Origin of the sequence: Frankia sp. CpI1-P (assembly GCF_001421075.1) — a bacterium.
Taxonomy (GTDB): Bacteria; Actinomycetota; Actinomycetes; order Frankiales; family Frankiaceae; genus Frankia; species Frankia torreyi.
In genome coordinates this window covers 38,306-54,884 of sequence record NZ_LJJX01000031.1, presented here as the reverse complement: position 1 = coordinate 54,884, position 16,579 = coordinate 38,306, and the positions used below count along the sequence as shown (strand labels likewise).

Genomic DNA, 16,579 nt, shown 5'->3' with positions numbered 1-16,579 from the left:
GGGCCCTGCGGGTCGGGTCCGGCCTCACCGGGCCCCGGGCGTCGCCGGGCGCGGGCGGAACACCCAGGCCCGCAGCAGCAGGAACCGGATGACGGTGGACAGCAGGTTCGCCAGCACGAGGACCGTGACCTCCAGGCCGCGGCCGGGATGGTCGCTCGCCGCGTGCAGCGTCGCGAGCGAGCCGCTGGTCAGCCCCAGCCCGATGGCGAACACCACCAGACCCTGCAGGTGGTGGCGGCCGGCCTGGGCCGCACCGGAGAGCCCGAAGGTGAGCCGCCGGTTCGCCGCCGTGTTCGCCACCGCGGTGATGAGCAGCGCCAACAGGTTCGCCGCCTGCGCGCCGGTGGCCGTCCGCAGCAGGACGAACAGCACCAGGTAGGCCAGGGTGCTGGCCACGCCGATGACGGCGAAGCGGACGAGCTGACCCGGCAGCCCCCGCGGCACTCCCGGCACCTGCACCCCTCCCGCCGCCCCGCCGCTACCGTCCATGCCGCCGCCGTTCACGCCGCTACCGTCCCCGCCGTTACCGTCCCCGCCGCCGCCGGCGAGGCCGGCCGCGGCGGTCAGCGGGCCGCGGCCGAACTCCCGGCGCAGCTCGGCCAGCGGCAGCGCCCCGGTACCCAGCGCCCGTAGCAGCCGGACGACCCCCTTGAGGTCCGCGATCGCCGTGTTGAGCACGTCGACGCGGCTGTCCGNATCGTCGATCCAGTCGACGGGCACCTCGTGGATGCGCATCCCGGCCCGCTCGGCGAGGACGAGCAGCTCGGTGTCGAAGAACCAGCCGGTGTCCTCCACCAGGGGCAGCAGCGCCGCGGCGGCGTCGGCCCGGATCGCCTTGAAGCCGCACTGCGCGTCGGAGAACCGGGCGGCGAGCGTCCCGCGCAGGATCAGGTTGTAGCAGCGGGAGATCACCTCCCGGCGTGGCCCGCGCACGACCCGGGAGGTGCGGGCGAGCCGGGTGCCGATCGCGAGGTCCGAATGCCCGCTGATCAACGGCGCGACCAGCGGCAGCAGCGCGGCGAGGTCGGTCGACAGATCGACGTCCATGTAGGCGAGCACCGGCGCGGGCGACATCGCCCAGGCCGCGCGCAGCGCCCGGCCGCGGCCCTTCGCGTCGAGATGCACCGTGCGCACCCCGGGCAGCTCCTCCGCCAGCGCCAGCGCGATCCCGAGAGTGCCGTCGGTGCTGGCGTTGTCGGCGATCGTGAGCTGGAACGGGTAGGGGAACGTGTCGCGCAGGTGCGCGTGCAGCCGCCGCACGCAGGGGGCGAGGTCGTCCTCCTCGTTGTAGACCGGGATGACGACATCGAGCACCGGGCGGGGTCGGCCATCGTCCTCCACCGCCGTGCTGGCGTGCGTCTGCTCCACGGGAACGCGCTGCGTGGGGGCACCGGTTCCGGTCGCCGAGGAAGGCATCCACGTCGTCATGCTCCTCACTCTCGGTCGGCGAGCTGTGTCACCCGTGTGCCCATGCTGTGTGCCGCCNGTGAGACTCCAGCCTTCGCCCTGAGCAGAGCCGTCGGCACCCCCACCAGAGTGGCGCACCACGCCCGGACACCGCGTGCCGCGGCCGGAGCCACTTCCGTCGACCTATAGTGATCGTGTAGCCTTCGAACGCATCACCGTCGATCCCGAGCGTATGGGCGGCCTTCCCTGCATTCGTGGCCTGCGAGTGACGGTAGGTGCGGTCATCGGGCAGCTGGCGGCCGGTAGATCCATCGGCGAGGTCCTTGTGGACTATCCCTACCTTGAGCACGCCGATGTTCTGGCCGCGCTGGCCTATGNGGCGGCGGCGGTCAGCGAACGAGAGCTACCACTGGCCACTTCGGCGTGAAGTTCCTCATCGACGCGAATCTGTCTCCTCGCGTCGCGGTGAGGCTTCGCGAGGGTGGTTACCCGGTCAGTCACGTCATCGATTCTTCTTCTTGCGAACCTTCCGCTTCTTGCGAACCTTCCGCGGGTTGCCGATGATCTGTGGGCCGGCGCGATTGTGACGATCGTCCGCGATCGGATGCGCGTGCGCCCGCTGCCCTTCCGCCCGGTGGATTGAATCTTCGTGCTCCGAATGTGGGCGCCTTGTCGGGTATCTGCCGCGACGCGGCGAAAGCCTGACCGGCGACGGCCGTGTGCTCCGGGCCTGGGGGAGGGCCCGGAGCGCACGGCCGGTCTGGTGATGACGACGGATCAGGTGGTGCGGGTGGTGGTGGTGGCGGCGGAGGTGCCGGTGCTCGCCTTGGGGGCGGTCAGGTCGTAGAGGGTGACCCCGCCGACCGTCTTCTCGGTGAAGGTCTCCGTCACCCAGGTGGCGATCGCCTGCGAGGAGTTGCTGCCGCCGTTGGCCTGGCCGAAGCCGCCGCCACCGATGAAGTAGTGAATCTTTCCTTCGGTCACGTACTTCTTGAACTGCGCCAGGGTCGGCGACGGGTCGCTGNCGTTGAAGCCACCGATCGGCATGACCGGTTCGCGGGTCGCGAGCTGGTAGCCGGCGGCGCTGTTCGAGCCCACCGCGGCCGCGACCCAGGTGTAGGAGTCGGCGTCCTGCTTGAACAGCTTCACGATGGCGTCGCTCGGCTTCGCGGCGTCGAGCAGGCCGCCCATGCCGCCGCGCATGCCGCCCCGGCCCTGGGTGGTGCCCGGGCTGCCCGTCGCGCCGTTGCCGGTGCCGCCGCCGGTCGTGCCGCCGGGGAATCCGGGGAATCCGCCGGTCTGGCCGCCGCCGGGGAAGCCGCCCTGGCCGCCGCCTGGGAAGGTGCCGGTCTGGCCGCCGCCCGGGAAGGCGCCGCCTGCCTGGTTGCGGCCTGTGCCGCCCGGCTGGCCGTTCAGGCGGCGCATGAAGCCGCCCGGGCCGCCCGGGCCGCCGAAGCCGGCGCCGGCCGGGCCGGCCGAGGGGATCGAGCCGGTGTGCGGCGTTCCGGCGGTGGCCACCGCGTACGCGCCCGGACCGAGCAGGCCGGCGACGAGGGCCACCGCGGCGACCCCGATGGAGGCCCGGCGGGGCAGCCGGACGGTGGCGAGGAAGCCGAGCGTGGCGATGATGCCCGCGACCAGCACGGCGTAGCGAATCCACGGGTGCCAGTCGGCGGTGCGGTGCAGCAGCGTCCACGACCACGCGGTGGTCGCCGCGATCGTCGCCGCGCCGGCCAGNGCGGCGGCGGGGTGACGCCGGTGCCGCCACAGCAGGACGGCTCCCATGCCCACCAGGGCGCCGACCGCCGGGGCCAGGGCCACCGTGTAGTAGGCGTGGAAGATGCCCTTCATCTGGCTGAAGATGATCCCGGTGACGAGCAGCCAGCCACCCCAGAGTGCGAACGCGGCCCGCAGCCGGTCGGTGCGCGGTGCCCGTCGGGTGATCCACAGCCCGGCGACCAGCAGAATCAGCGCGGCCGGAAGCAGCCAGGAGATCTGACCGCCGACCTCCGAGCCGAACATCCGGGTCCAGCCGGTCGAGCCCCACATGCCGCCGCGCCCGCCGCCGGGGCCACCGCCGCCCGGGAACGGCATCCCGCCGGCGGCGCCGTTCGCCAGCCCGGCCGCACCGCCCGTGCCCGTGCCGCCGCCCGGCAGCGCCGCGGCCGCGCCGTTCTGGAGTAGGCCGAAGCCGCGGCGGCCGCCGGCTCCACCGCCGCCGACGCTGCCGGTCTCGTTGCCGGTGAGCCGGCCGAGCCCGTTGTAACCGAGGGTGAGCTCCAGCAGGCTGTTGTGCTGGGAGCCGCCGATGTACGGCCGCGACGAGTCGGGGACCAGTTCCACGATCGCGATGAACAGCCCGGCGGGGATCAGCAGGCCGAGGCCGCCGGCCAGCGTCTGGCGGACCCGGCGCCAGAACGACGTCGGCGCGCAGGCCAGGTAGACCAGCGCGAAGATCGGCACCACGACCAGCGCCTGCAGCAGCTTCGTCAGGAACGCGAAGCTGACGAACACGCCGGCCAGCACCATCCAGCGGGTGCTGGCCTGCTCCACCGCGCGCAGCGTCGCGTACGCGCCGGCGACGAGCAGGAGAACCAGCAGCGCGTCCGGGTTGTTGAACCGGAACATCAGCGCCGCCACCGGGGTGAGCGCGAGCACCGCGCCGGCGAGCAGCCCCGCCCCGGCGGAAACCTGGCGGCGCACCGTCGCGTAGAGCAGCCCGACGGTGCCCACGCCCATCAACGCCTGCGGGACGAGCAGGCTCCACGAGTTCAACCCGAAGATGCGGGCCGACAGCGCCATCACCCACAGGGAGGCCGGCGGCTTGTCGACGGTGATCGAGTTGCCGGCGTCCGAGGAGCCGTAGAAGAACGCCTTCCAGCTCACCGAGCCCGCCTGGACCGCAGCCGAATAGAAGGCGTTGGCCCAGCCCGAGGCGCTCAGGTCCCACAGATACAGCACGCCGGTGCCGACCAGCAGGACGATCAGCGCCGGGCGGACCCAACGCGGGTCCGGCTCTGCGGCGGCGGGCGGTGCGGTGTCCTCGGTGGCGGGCCCGAGAACGGTGGGCGCGTCGTGGTCCGTCGGCGCGTCGTGGTCCGTCGGTGCAGCGGGGTCCGTCGGTGCAGCGGGGTCCGTCCTGCTCCACGGCAGCCGGCGACGGTGTCCCTGAGCGCGCCGACCCCCGGCGTGCGGAATCGGGTCGGTGAGAGTGGGCGACATAAGGGTCACCCTGGGCCATCGACCTTTCGAGTCCTTGTGCTCTGCCTGTGCGCAACCTGTGAAGCTCGGCCTGGGGCCGTCTCCACCTCACATCGCCGACGGTCCTGGCAGCGCGGTCAGGACCGGGGTCATGGTCGCCGGGGTCGCCGGCTCGCCCTGTGCCGAGACCGCGGCCGACCAGCGCGGCAGCGCGACGACGAAGGCCGTGCGCCCGGGTCGGCTGGTCGCCTCCACCCGGCCATGGTGGGCCTCGACGACGGCGGCGACGATGGCGAGACCGAGCCCGGTGCTGCCCGCGGCCCGGGATCGGGAGCTGTCCCCGCGGGCGAAGCGCTCGAAGACCTCGGGCAGCAGGTCGGGAGGGATGCCGGGGCCGTCGTCCACGATGGCGACGGTGACCTCGTCGTCGGTGACCGCCAGGCTGGCCGTCACCCGGGTACCCGGCGGGGTGTGGGCGCGGGCGTTGGCCAGCAGGTTCGCGAGCACCTGGTGCAGCCGGGCCGAGTCGCCGGTGACGGTGACCGGCTCCTCGGGCAGGTCGAGCGCGAAGCGGTGGTCGGGGGCGGCGACGTGCGCGTCGCTGACGGCGTCGACGACCATCCGGGAGATGTCGACCGGCTCGTGCTCCAACGGGCGCCCGGAGTCGAGCCGCGCGAGCAGCAGCAGGTCCGAGACCAGGGCCGTCATCCGCGCGCTTTCCGACTCGACCCGGCTCATCGCGTAGGTGACGTCGGGGGGGACGGGCTCGCGGGTGCGCCGGGTGAGCTCCGCGTAGCCGCTGATCGCGGCGAGCGGGGTGCGCAGCTCGTGGCTGACGTCTGCGAGGAACTGCCGCATCCGCGTCTCGCTGGCATGCCGGGCCGCCAGCGCCGCCCCGATGTGACCGAGCATCCTGTTGAGCGCCGAACCCACCTGGCCGACCTCGGTCCTCGGGTCGGTGTCGACGTCCGGCACGCGGATCGACAGCGCCACCTCGCCCCGGTCGAGCGGGATCTCCGCGACGCGGGACGCGGTCGCCGCGACCCGGCGCAGCGGTCGCAGGGTCACCCGGACGATCACCGTGCCGGCGAGCGCCGCCGCGGCCACCCCCGCCAGCGCGACCGCGCCGGCGATGGCGGCCATCTTGGTCAGCGTCGCGTTGACCTGCTTCATCGGCAGGCCGGTGACGACGGTGGTGCCGTCCGCCTGGGTGCGGCTGAGCAGCCGGTAGTCGCCGGCGTCCGCGAGACCGCGAGTATGCGTTCCGTTGTCGCGCGGGACGGCCGCGACGGCGGCGGCCTGACTGGCGGAGAGCACCTGCGCGGAGTCGGCCGAACCGATGTAGGCGCCGTAGATGCCGGAGTCGTCGATGACCGCGGCCAGCATGCCGGGCTCGACCGGCCCGGCGAAGAAGCGGCTGAGCAGGGTGCGGCCGCTCACGCCGTACAGCGTCTGCACCGCGGCCGTCGTCGTCCCNGCTGTCGTCGTGCCGGCCGCCGTGGCGCCGGCCGCTGTTGTCTTCGAGACCGCGGGGGAGATCACGCGCACGGATCCCCCTTGAGCCGTGACTGCGCGTGCCGAGGTGGTGCCGGTCGTGCTGCTCCCGCTGGCCGTGGTGGCCGTGGTGGCGGCAGGCTGCCAGGAGGTTGTCGTGCCCGAGCCCGTGCCCGAGCCCGATCCGTAGCCGTAGCCCGGCGCGGGGATCGTGCCTGATCCGGAGCCCGATCCGTCGCCGGGGAGCTGCTGCGGCAGGGGCGTGTCGAAGAACCGCGACGGCGGGGGGCGGTCCCACCGCTTGCTTGCCTCGTACAGCCGGTGGTCGAGTTGGTCGAGCAGGACGCCGCGCAACGCCACCGCGGTGACGAACACGATCGCCAGCGACACGGTGGCGAGCAACACCATGAGCAGCGCGAGCAGCCGTGTCCGCAGTGACCAGCGGGACGGGGCTACCGACCAGCCGTGCCGGTCGCGGTGCGCGCGCCGACGACCAGCGCGCGCCGAGGGCCCGACCTCGATCGTCGGGTCGGCGGGCTGCACGGAGGCCATCGTCGCGTCAGCTCCGGCGGGTGCGCCAATGGCCCCCGCCCGGTCCGCCGGACCGGTTGGGCCGGCCGGTCTCGGTGGCTTCCGGCGCGAGCTGCGCCGCCCGTCCGAGGTCCGCGCGGCTCTGCATCACGCCGGCTGCGCCCGCACCGGGGACGGCCGTGGCCGACCCGGCGCCCGCGCCCGCGGCGGTGCCGAACGCGCCGGCGCGGGCCGTCGCGGAGCGAGGCATGGCGGAGGGGCCGTCCGCCCGAGCCGCCGGATGGTCGGCCTCGGCCGGTCGCAGCACGTAGCCGGCGCCGCGCATCGTGTGAATCATCGGCGGGCGGCCGGCGTCGATCTTCTTGCGCAGGTAGGAGACGTAGAGCTCGACGACGTTCGCCTGCCCACCGAAGTCGTAGTTCCAGACGCGGTCGAGGATCTGCGCCTTGCTGAGCACCCGGCGCGGGTTGCGCATGAAGAAGCGCAGCAGCTCGAACTCGGTCGCGGTCAGGTGCACCGGGACGCCGCCGCGCGCCACCTCGCGGCTCTCCTCGTCCATGGTCAGATCGCCGACGACGAGCCGCGCGCCCTGCAGCGCCTCGGTCGTCCGCGCCGCGCGGCGCATCAGCCCGCGCAGCCGGGCGACGAGCTCCTCCAGACTGAACGGCTTCGTCACGTAGTCGTCGCCGCCGGCGGTGAGCCCGGCCACCCGGTCCTCGACGGCGTCGCGCGCGGTCAGGAACAGCACGGGGACGTCCGGGCTCTCCGCCCGCAGCCGGCGCAGCACCTCCAGCCCGTCCATGTCGGGCAGCATGATGTCGAGCACCACGGCGTCCGGCCGGAACTCGCGCGCGAGCCGCAGCGCGCCGCGCCCGTCCCCGGCGCTGCGCACCTCCCACCCCTCGTAGCGCAGCGCCATCGACAGCAGCTCCGCCAGCGTCGTCTCGTCGTCCACCACGAGTACCCGCACCGGTTGCATAGGGGACAGCTTCTCCCGAATGCCTAGCCGTTACCTGAGTCCCACCTGTGAACTTCCTGTGAGCGGCCGAGGCGAGGCGGCCGGATCGGTAGGCGCAGCACCTCGGTCCAGACCCGGCGGGCGGCGAGAGCGTCGACCTGACCCCGGTGGCCGCAGCTACTAGCCGTTTGGCCGCGACGAGCTTTCCGTGAGATCTCGTGCAAATCGGACAGAGTGACCGTATCGTTGCCTAGTGCATCTAGATGACGCTTTAAGCGGTTTGACGATGCTTCGGAGGGCATCGGCTCGGGGCGTCCCGCTACCGCACCAGTCGTTGACGCTGCTGTGGGCGGTGGAGCGCATCGGGGATGGAGTGCGGCTCCGTCGCTGGTCGGAAGTCCGCGACGAGCTGGCGGCTGCGCTGGTCGCGGGCGGGGTCGAGAACCGTGGACGAGTAGCACCTGAGTATCCCGTGGTGGCGCTGAGGCATTCCCCGCTCTGGGAGATCCGCGCCAGCTCAGCAGCGCCTGCGGCACACAGCTCGCAGCCACGCCGGTGGCTGGATCGGGAGGATCCCGAGTTTGGACTCTCTGCGCCCGCCTTTGAACTGCTACGAGACGAGCGCAACCGTGAACAGTTCGCGGCGGCGCTGCATCGTCTCCTTGACCGGGCGGCAGGTCCCGCCGGCCCAGACGCTGGCTTCTGGGAGATTCAGCCGGGGGTTGTGGTGGTCCGTCGCGACGTCCACGCGCAGTATGGCGGTCGACGGCAGGGCGGAATCGGCCCGTCCCGCTCCACTCCCAATGTGCTGCTCTTCACGGACCCGATACGGGGGNGGTCACACGGCTACTTCGACGGGTGGGGCGACGATGGATGTTTCCACTACACCGGGGAAGGGCAGCTCGGTGATCAGCGGATGGTACAGGGGAATCAGGCCATCCTGGGGCACCGGAGGGACGGCCGCACGCTTCGTCTTTTTCGCGTCGTGCGGGATGGCGTTGAGTATCTCGGGGCGTTCGAGATCGATCCCGATCGCCCGTGGTACACGAGCGAAGCGCCAGAAACCAACGGGGGGCCGCTGCGGACGGTCATCATGTTTCGGCTACGTCCGCAGGGGCCGGTGCAGTCGATCGATGCAGACCTCCCTGAGACTCCCACGACGATCAGCAGGGTCACCTCCGTCCCGGTGGAGGCGTCGAACGCTGAACAGTACGCAATGACCTCTCCGGCTGAGCCAACCACCGCCTTCCGGCGCGAAGCCGCGCTCGTCGGTGCCTACAGCGAGCATCTTCGATCCCTCGGCCATGAGGTGTGTCGAAAGCGGATTCTTCCTCCCAATGAACCTAGCCCCCTGTTCACAGATCTCTTCGACGAGACGACCGGCGAACTCATTGAAGCCAAAGGCACCGTCACGCGAGAAGCCGTTCGCATGGCCATCGGTCAGCTCATCGACTACCGCCGTTTTTTTGAACCACCGCCCCGCTTGGTCCTCCTGGTGCCCAGGAAGCCGCGTCCCGACCTCCTAGATCTGTGCTCCGCTGCAGGTGTTTCGGTGGTGTGGGGATCCGACGCCTCCTCGACGCCGACCTGGACGANCAACTAACCGCTACCCCCGGGCGTCACCGCCGGCGAGGGTACGCGCGCGCGCCCCGAACGTCCTAGGCCAGCCCGACCTGTCCGGTGGCGCTGTTCGGTAGGTCGTGGGGCCCGACCGGGCTACCAGTCGGCGGACCGGTCCACGACGGTGTCGGCGGCGTCCCGCGGTGACGATGCCGACGTCACACGGCTGTCACCCAGGTGACAGTGGGTACCCCTGGAGAGCACGCTGTGGTCTGTCGGGAGGACGACCTGGGAACTGCACCCCAAGGGGGGGTTCACCCGCGCAAACTGGGTAGGTGCTCCGCATGGCTCGACACCGTCGTCCTCAGTCCGCCCGCCATGGCGTGCGCCCTCGCGTGGCGCGTCGGGTGGTACTGCCCACAGCCNCTCTGGTCACCGCGGGAGTCGTCACGGTGGGAACTGCCTTCGCCTGTACCGGGTCCTCATCCGCCACCGCGAGCACCGGGGTGATCGTGGCGCCCGTCCGCGACGTCGCCGCCGAGACCGTCGCCCCCTCCGCGCGCGATGCCGACGCCATCGACAAGGCGGTGCGCACCAGCCCGTACACGGCGCAGGTTCCGACCAGGAACTACGAGGTCGCCGGCACCCGCCTCGCGAGCAGCGATCCGAGCTGGGCGTACACGGAGCTGCACCCGACGGTCGCGGACCTCGATCGGGCGGAGGGCGTGCTGCACCGCACCGACGGCGGCTGGAAGCTCGTCCAGCTCGGCACCTACGAGGTGGGCTGCGGTGTCGCGCCGACCGCCGTGCTCGACGACTTCGGCCTGCAGTGCCCGCCCGCGGACGCGACGGACGACCTCGCCGCCGCGGACTCCGCGCGTCCCGCCTGAGCCTTCTCGCCGGGCCGGTCGCCTGACGTGGTGGTGCGGGCGCTCACCGCATCCGCGCAGGCCGTCTGTGCCGTCTCGGCGCGGCATGGAGGATGCTGCTTGCCGTCATGGCTGCGCCCGGCACCAGGCCGGGGCCGTACCAGCGGGAGGCGAACCGAGTGCCCGTTACCGAACTTGATGTACGCACGGCCGACGGTGTGATGGACGTGTACCTGCACACCCCCGACGACGGCGGGGGCACGACGCCGCCGGTCGTGATCTTCTACCCGGACGCCGGCGGCGTCCGGCCGGTCATGCACGACATGGCCGCCCAGTTCGCCTCGCGCGGCTACGCGGTGGCGCTGGTGAACTTCTTCTACCGATCCGGCAAGATCTCGTTCGACGTGGGCAAGGTGTGGTCCGATCCCGATCTACGCGCCGAGTTGATGGCCGTGATGGGCAAGGCGGCCCCGGCGCTGGTCGTGCAGGACACCGCGGCGCTGCTCGAGGTGCTGGCCGCGCGGTCCGACGTGCGGGCCGACAAGGTCGGCGTCGTCGGCTACTGCCGGGGCGGGCTGATGGCCTTCACCGTGGCCGGCGCCATCCCGGACCGGGTCGCGGCCGCCGCGTCCATCCACGGCGGTGGCATCGCCACCGAGGAGCCGACCAGCCCGCACCTGCGGGCGGACGACCTCCGCGCGGCGCTCTACTTCGGCGTCGCGGCGAACGACCAGTCCTGCACGCCGGAGCAGCAGGAGCTGCTCACCGCGGCGCTGGACAAGGCCGGCGCCCGCTACGAGCTGGAGCACTACACCGCCNCCCACGGCTTCGCCGTCGCGGACAACCCCAGCTACGACGCCGCGGCCGCGCAGCGGCACTGGGAGCAGGTCACGGCGCTGTTCGCGCGGGAACTGCCCACCGGCTGACGCGCCGGCCCGAGGTTCCTGGCTGAGGCGGGGTTCCTTGCCCCTCTGGAGGGTTCTGCGCCTGATTCGTCCCTCTGGAAGGGCAAGGAAACGGCCGGCGCGCGGCGTTACGGCGTGTAGATGATGTCCCAGAGGCGGGCGGTCATGTCCGTGCTGGTCGTCGCGAGCAGCAGGCCGAAGGGGGCGAAGGCACAGCTCATCACGGTGCTGCTGTGGCCGGTGAGGGTGGCGATCGCCGCGCCGGTCGAGACGTCCCACAGCAGGGCCGTGTCGTCGGTGCTCGCCGTCGCCAGCAGCCGTCCGTCGGGGGAGAACGCGCAGCTCTGCGCCGAGCCGGGCAGGGTCGCGACGGTGCTGCCGCTGCCCGCGTCGGTCAGCCGGGTGCCCTCGTTGCCGGCGGTCGCCAGCAGGCTGCCGTCGGGGGAGAAGGCACAGCCGCCGGCGAAGTTCGTGTGCCCCGGCAGGTTCATGATGGCCTCCCCGACGGAGACGTCCCACAGCAGCGTGGACTCGGCGCCCGCGGAGACCAGCAGCCGGCCGTCCGGGGAGAACGCACAGCCGTAGACCGTGCCGCGGTGCCCGTTGAAGGTGGCGATGTTCTTGCCGGTCGACGAGCCCCACAGCCGCACGGTGCGGTCGGTGCCGGTGGTCGCGAGCAGGGCCCCGTCGGGGGAGAAGGCGCAGCCGTAGACCGGGCCGCGGTGACCGGTCAGCGTCACCGTCTGCCGGCCGGAGGCGACGTCCCAGATCCGGGCGGTCTTGTCGCTGCCGGTGGTGGCCAGCAGCTTGCCGTCGGGGGAGAACGCGCAGCCGTGCACGACCAGGCTCTTGCGCCCGCTCAGCGTCAGCGCCACGCGGCCGGTCGCCACGTCCCACAGCCGGGTGCCGTCCTTGCTGGTGGTGGCGAGCAGCGCGCCGTCGGGGGAGAAGGCGGCGGAGGTGACGTCGCGTTCGTGGCCCTTGAGCGTGGCCCGCGCGGTGACCTCCACGCGCAGCGACGGGCGGCTGCTGCGTTCGAAGCCGCGCAGGTCCGCGGCGCCCGCCGACCCCAGCGGCGCCGGTCCCGAGGGCAGGGTGGTCGCGAGCCAGTCGGCGTCGCGGACCGGCGTGCCCGGCTCGGCGTGGGTGTGGATGAGGCTGCCCGGCGCCTCGACGGCCAGGTCGAACAGGGAGCCGTCGGTCAGCCGGACGCGAGCCAGCACGGCGCCCGGGTCGAAACGTTCGCCCGGTTCGACCAGCCAGCGCACCATCGTCGCCCGCCCGCCGGGGATGTCCCAGCGGGCCGGCTGCTCCACCGGGTTCGGCCGCGCGGCGGTGGTCCGCCGGGTCGACACCGACGACNCCCAGGCCGCCGCGCCGAGCACGACGGCGAGCTCCGGGTCGACCGGGGAGAACAACTGCTGGCCGGGCCAGTCGGTGCCGACCCCGAGCCGGCCCTCCAGGACGTCGGTCACCACCGGGATGCGTGAGCTGCCGCCGACGAGGAGCACCCCGCCGAGCTTGTCCGGCCCGTACCCCGCACTCTCCACCAGATGCTGGCAGCAGGCCATCGTGCGCGCCAGGGTCGGCGAGGCGAGCTGGGCGAACCGGTCGCGCTGCATGCTGACCAGCAGGCCGGCCGGGCTGAACACGTCCTCGACGACGGCGATGTCGGTGAGCTGGTGCTTGACCGCGCGGNCGAAGTCGAGCAGCTCGTGGCGGGTGCGGCTGGCCGTGGTCTGGTACATGTCGCCGATGCCCGGCGGGTTGAGCAGCGGCTCCAGCCCCGGGCCGTAGAGGCCGAGGATCTCGTCGAAGAGGATCTGGTCGAGGTCGCGCCCGCCGCAGTCGTGCAGCGCCGCGTGCGCGATCATCTCGTGCCGGCCGTTCTCGCCGACCGAGACCAGCGCCCCCTCGAACGTCCCGCCGCCGAGGTCGTAGACGAGCATCAGCGAACCGGGCTCCGGCTCGGCGCCGACCAGCGGCGACCAGGCCGCGGCGACCGGCTCGGCGAGTAGGTCCACGTCGACGAAGCCGGCGGCCTCCGCCGCCGCGATCATGAGCCTGCGCAGCGGGCCGGCCGGGTCGTAGCTCGCCGGCACGGTGACGACGGCCCGGGTCAGCGACTGCCCGCCGAGCTGCTGCTCCGCCTCCGCCTTCAGGGCGCCGAGCACGGCGGTGACCAGCACGTGCGCGGGGTAGCCACGGCCATCCAGGGGGACGGCGCCGTCGCGGGCCAGGTCGCGCTTGATCTCGCCGCGGTAGGCGGCGGGCCAGATCCGCTTGCGGCGTTCGGCGAGGGTACCGACGATCAGGTTGCCCCCGTCGGCGAACACCGACGCCGGCCAGCTCACCGAGCCGCTGGCGGGTTCCCGAACCGGTTCGATGCGGCCTTCGACGGCAAGAGCCGCCCGGGCACTGCAGGTACCGTAGTCGATCGCGAGGATCGGCTCGCCCACGGCACCCCCTGTCCACGTTTCTGGTGGGCAGATCGTAGCGGCGCCGATCGGGGCAGGCGTCGACACCCTCGTCAAACGGCAGGATAACGGGACCGTCCGTCCGTATCTGGTCGCGGCCCGTGGTTGCGCTCCGCCGTGGGCCGTCGTGCGCAGGGTGGCCCGGCCGTGGCCGGTCGGGTGCCGGCGGGTGCGCGGTGACCAGGGCGCGGTGACCAGGGCGCGGTGGCTGGGGCGCAGCGCGGAACGAGCGGCGGACTGCCGGCCTCCCCCGAAAAGGCCGGCAGTCCGCGGAACCACGCCGGTGCGCCCCCGACGCGGCACCTGGCCGTCTCGTCCCCCCGACGAACTGGCCTGACCCGTCGCACCGGCGTGGTCCCAGGACTCATCCTGCGGGATGCCGACGGCGCAGACCATCCCCGATTCATCGGGGGAAAAGCGCCGGCGCAAGCCGTCGAAGTCCGGTTTCCCGCTGGTTTTCCCCCGTCGTCCTGTCTGTCGTCGTCCTGTCCGTCGTCGTCACCGGTCCGGTCGGGACCTCCACCGGGCGNGGTGCCAGGCAGGCCGGCGCAGGTCCACAGCCGCGCCGTCCAGCGCCGAGATCTGCCGCGCGACCAGCCGGCCGAGGTCGGCGGCGAGGCCGTCCGGCAGCGCCGAACCCTCACCAGGGACGGCCTGTAGCCGCGCCACCACGGGCCCGACCTGGAGAATGCTCACGTGCCCGGCGCTCGGGGTGTCGCGGACGACGTGCAGCCGGACCTGCCCCGAGCCCCTCCCGCCGGTACTCGGCCCAGCGCCGCCCGCCCCGGCCATCGCCGGGTCGTCGCCCCCGCGTGCACAGCGTGGGTCGTCTGTCGCACCTGCGAGCGGCGGGGTGATCGGTGGTCCGAGCAGCTCCCGGGCGAGCTTGCCGGCCCGGCGCCGGCTCGGTAGCAGCCAGCGCGTGTCGTCGAGCCGGTAGAGCTCCGCGTCGGGCGCACCCAGCCAGACGGCCTTGCCCTGGTGCACCGTCCGGCCGCCGGACGGCGGGGCCGCGGCGTCGGGCGCCCTGATCCGGCACATTCCGGGTGGCAGCGCCGCCGCGTCGAGGAAGGAGGCGAGGAACACGGCACGCAGTCGGTCCGCCCGCGTCCGGTCCCCCTCCTCGCCGCCGCCACCCATCCTGACGAGGGTGTGGGCGCAGGAGACGTCGGGCAATCCCACGAAAACCGGGGGACGGGGCAGAGAAACTCTCGGCGCCGCCGGGACGCCGACCCAGGCGTGGCGCGCTCAGGACGGTTCGGGCGGCGATCGGACGGTTCGGGTGGGGATCGGACGGTTCGGGCGGGGATCGGTCGGGCTCAGTCGAAGCCGAGCTCGCGGGCCCAGATCGCGGCGGCGGCGCTCGGGGGGATCGTCGGCGGGGCGTCGGGATGGCTCGCGAGGTACTTGGCCCGTGCCGTGCGCAGGTAGTCGGCGACGACGCTGGTCTTGACGTTCATCGCCCGGGCCGCTTCCTTGTGGGACAGCCCCCGGCACCCGACGAGGACCATCACCTCGGCCTCCCGCGGCGAGGGCCGGTGCAGGCGGCGCCGGCGGCGGGCGGCGTCGAAGATCCGGGCGAGCAGGCCGTGTGCGTCGGGCGCCGCGAGCCCCCACTCGGCGCACAGCTCGTCGAGGTGATCCCCCTGGGCGAGGCCGCGCAGCAGGTTGCGTTCGTCGGCGCCGATCTCGCCGCGCGACAGCGGCCGCCGCTGCGCGTCCTCCAGCAGGAAGCCGGCGAGGCGGGCGGAGACGTGGTAGCCGCCCGCGGCGACGGCGGTCACCGCGGCCACGAACTGCTGCGCCGGCGCCGTCTTGTCGACGAACCCGCGGGCCTGCGCGGCGATCGCGTCGAGCACCTCGTCGGGCGTCGCCACCCCGGACGTCGCCAGGACGGGCAGGCCGCGGGCGTGCAGGTCGGCCACGGCCGCGGCGCCGGAGATCCCGGGCAGATGCAGGTCGCAGACGACCACGTCGGCCGTGGCGCCGCGGTCGAACGCCTCCAGGCTCGGGGCCGGCGCGAGGACCGAGAACCCGGCGCCGGCGAAGCGGGCGGCCAGCGACTCGGTGGCGATCGGATGGTCGTCGATGATCGCCACCGAGATCGGTCGGCGTTCGGCGCTCACCGCGGGCCCGCCCGCCCGGGCCCCGGGGACGGCGCGCCGTCGTCGGACGGGGACGAGGGCGTCCCACCACCGGGCGGCGTGGGCGGGGCCGGCCAGCGCAGCGTCACCTTGACGCCGTCGCCCGGTCGGGCGGTGACGAGCGCCTGCCCGCCGTGCCGGCGCAGAGCCTGATAGCTGCCGCTCATCCCGCCGCCCGGACGGACCGTCGCCGGGTCGAACCCGACGCCCCGGTCGCGGACGACGACGAGAACCGCGTCGGCGCCGCCCTCGACGAACAGGCTGACCTCGTCCACCTCGCCGGCGTGCCGCACGATGTTGCGCAGCGCCTCCCGGGTCGCGGCGACCAGCGCCTCGCGCACCGGCACGGGCGGCTCGCCCTGGATCGCCACGAAGGGGACGAGCGCGAGGCCCTCGTCGGCGAACGTGTCGACGACCGCCGACATCATCGCCTCGAACCCGGTCTCGCCCGGCTCGGGCGTCCCGCCGTCGCCGTTGCCGTTGCCGTCGCTGCCGCTGCCGTCGCCGTTGAGGACCCGTGGGTCCAGCCCGCGCGGGTCCATGATGATCCGCCGGGCCCGCTGCGCCCCGCGGCGGGCCTCCCGGACCAGTGCGGAGGAGGGCAGGCCGCCGCCGGCGACGTGGTCGACGATGGGCAGCAGATAGTCGTGGATCTCCCGGTGGGTGATCTCGCGCTGGCGCAGGCTCTCGGCCTCCCGTTCCTGNTCCACGGCGAGCCGGCCGGCGGTCCTGGCGGCGTCCTGGGCGGCCGCGGTCGCCGCGGACAGCGTCCGCAGCTCCCGGGCGATGAGCATCGCGACGACGTACCACAGCGCGAAGCCCAGCAGGTCCGAGCCGAGCTTGAGGGAGACGTCCGGCAGCACCGCCAGGCTCCACGCCGTCATCAGGGTCACCACCGCGGCCACGGCGAGCAGCCCGAGCCCCAGGCCGAACCCGACGCCGGCCGAGGCCACCAGGCTGAACGGCACCAGCTCGGTCATCAGCTTGTTGCGCTCGTGCGGCTGCGCCGCGCGGGAGCCGACCAGCATCAGCG

6 protein-coding genes and 9 pseudogenes are annotated in these 16,579 nt (G+C 73.3%); 3 read left to right on the top strand and 12 right to left on the bottom strand.

Features of this window, described 5'->3' with window-relative positions:
- Positions 1-24: 24 nt before the first annotated feature.
- Positions 25-695: pseudogene (locus tag FF86_RS52915) on the bottom strand (GtrA family protein); the annotation flags it as partial.
- A gap of 1 nt (position 696) precedes the next feature.
- The coding region (locus FF86_RS52910) for a dolichyl-phosphate beta-glucosyltransferase (protein ID WP_242419110.1) at positions 697-1,428 on the bottom strand (732 nt) is incomplete at its 3' end.
- Positions 1,429-1,561: 133 nt separating this feature from the next.
- Between FF86_RS52910 and FF86_RS32240 the strand changes: the two are divergent.
- Positions 1,562-1,784: pseudogene (locus FF86_RS32240) on the top strand (DUF433 domain-containing protein); the annotation flags it as partial.
- A gap of 400 nt (positions 1,785-2,184) precedes the next feature.
- On the opposite strand, the pseudogene FF86_RS52905 reads toward FF86_RS32240, so the two are convergent.
- The 5 genes and pseudogenes from FF86_RS52905 to FF86_RS19820 all read right to left on the bottom strand — a co-directional run.
- A pseudogene (locus FF86_RS52905) lies at positions 2,185-2,431 on the bottom strand (glycosyl transferase); the annotation flags it as partial.
- Between the two features lies 1 nt (position 2,432).
- Positions 2,433-3,144 (bottom strand): annotated as a pseudogene (locus FF86_RS67175) (glycosyl transferase); the annotation flags it as partial.
- Between the two features lies 1 nt (position 3,145).
- A partial coding sequence (locus tag FF86_RS52895) for a glycosyltransferase family 39 protein (RefSeq protein WP_242419109.1) occupies positions 3,146-4,629 on the bottom strand: 1,484 nt, incomplete at its 3' end.
- A gap of 87 nt (positions 4,630-4,716) precedes the next feature.
- Positions 4,717-6,084, bottom strand: a pseudogene (locus FF86_RS19825) (sensor histidine kinase); the annotation flags it as partial.
- Between the two features lie 838 nt (positions 6,085-6,922).
- Positions 6,923-7,612, bottom strand: a pseudogene (locus tag FF86_RS19820) (response regulator transcription factor); the annotation flags it as partial.
- 2,521 nt (positions 7,613-10,133) lie between these two features.
- On the opposite strand from FF86_RS19820, the pseudogene FF86_RS19805 reads away from it, so the two are divergent.
- Both FF86_RS19805 and FF86_RS52890 read left to right on the top strand, forming a co-directional pair.
- A pseudogene (locus FF86_RS19805) lies at positions 10,134-10,838 on the top strand (dienelactone hydrolase family protein); the annotation flags it as partial.
- Position 10,839: 1 nt separating this feature from the next.
- Positions 10,840-10,946: dienelactone hydrolase family protein (locus FF86_RS52890; RefSeq protein WP_242419127.1), on the top strand; the 107-nt coding region annotated here is incomplete at its 5' end.
- A gap of 107 nt (positions 10,947-11,053) precedes the next feature.
- Here FF86_RS52890 and FF86_RS52885 read toward each other — a convergent pair.
- The 5 genes and pseudogenes from FF86_RS52885 to FF86_RS67170 all read right to left on the bottom strand — a co-directional run.
- Positions 11,054-12,287: pseudogene (locus tag FF86_RS52885) on the bottom strand (WD40 repeat domain-containing protein); the annotation flags it as partial.
- A 1-nt stretch (position 12,288) separates the two neighbouring features.
- Positions 12,289-12,623, bottom strand: a pseudogene (locus FF86_RS52880) (Hsp70 family protein); the annotation flags it as partial.
- A 1-nt stretch (position 12,624) separates the two neighbouring features.
- Positions 12,625-13,384 (bottom strand): Hsp70 family protein (locus FF86_RS52875; RefSeq protein WP_242419108.1); only part of this gene is annotated, 760 nt, incomplete at its 3' end.
- A gap of 1,337 nt (positions 13,385-14,721) precedes the next feature.
- The gene (locus FF86_RS19790) at positions 14,722-15,528 is read right to left on the bottom strand and encodes a response regulator (RefSeq protein WP_044886291.1); all 807 of its coding nucleotides are present in this window, start codon (positions 15,526-15,528) and stop codon (positions 14,722-14,724) included.
- Positions 15,525-15,971 carry an ATP-binding protein gene (locus tag FF86_RS67170; protein WP_396229958.1) on the bottom strand — a complete coding sequence of 149 codons (447 nt, stop codon included), beginning with the start codon at positions 15,969-15,971 and terminating at the stop codon, positions 15,525-15,527. Before FF86_RS67170 ends, FF86_RS19790 begins: the two co-directional genes overlap by 4 nt.
- Positions 15,972-16,579: the final 608 nt, after the last annotated feature.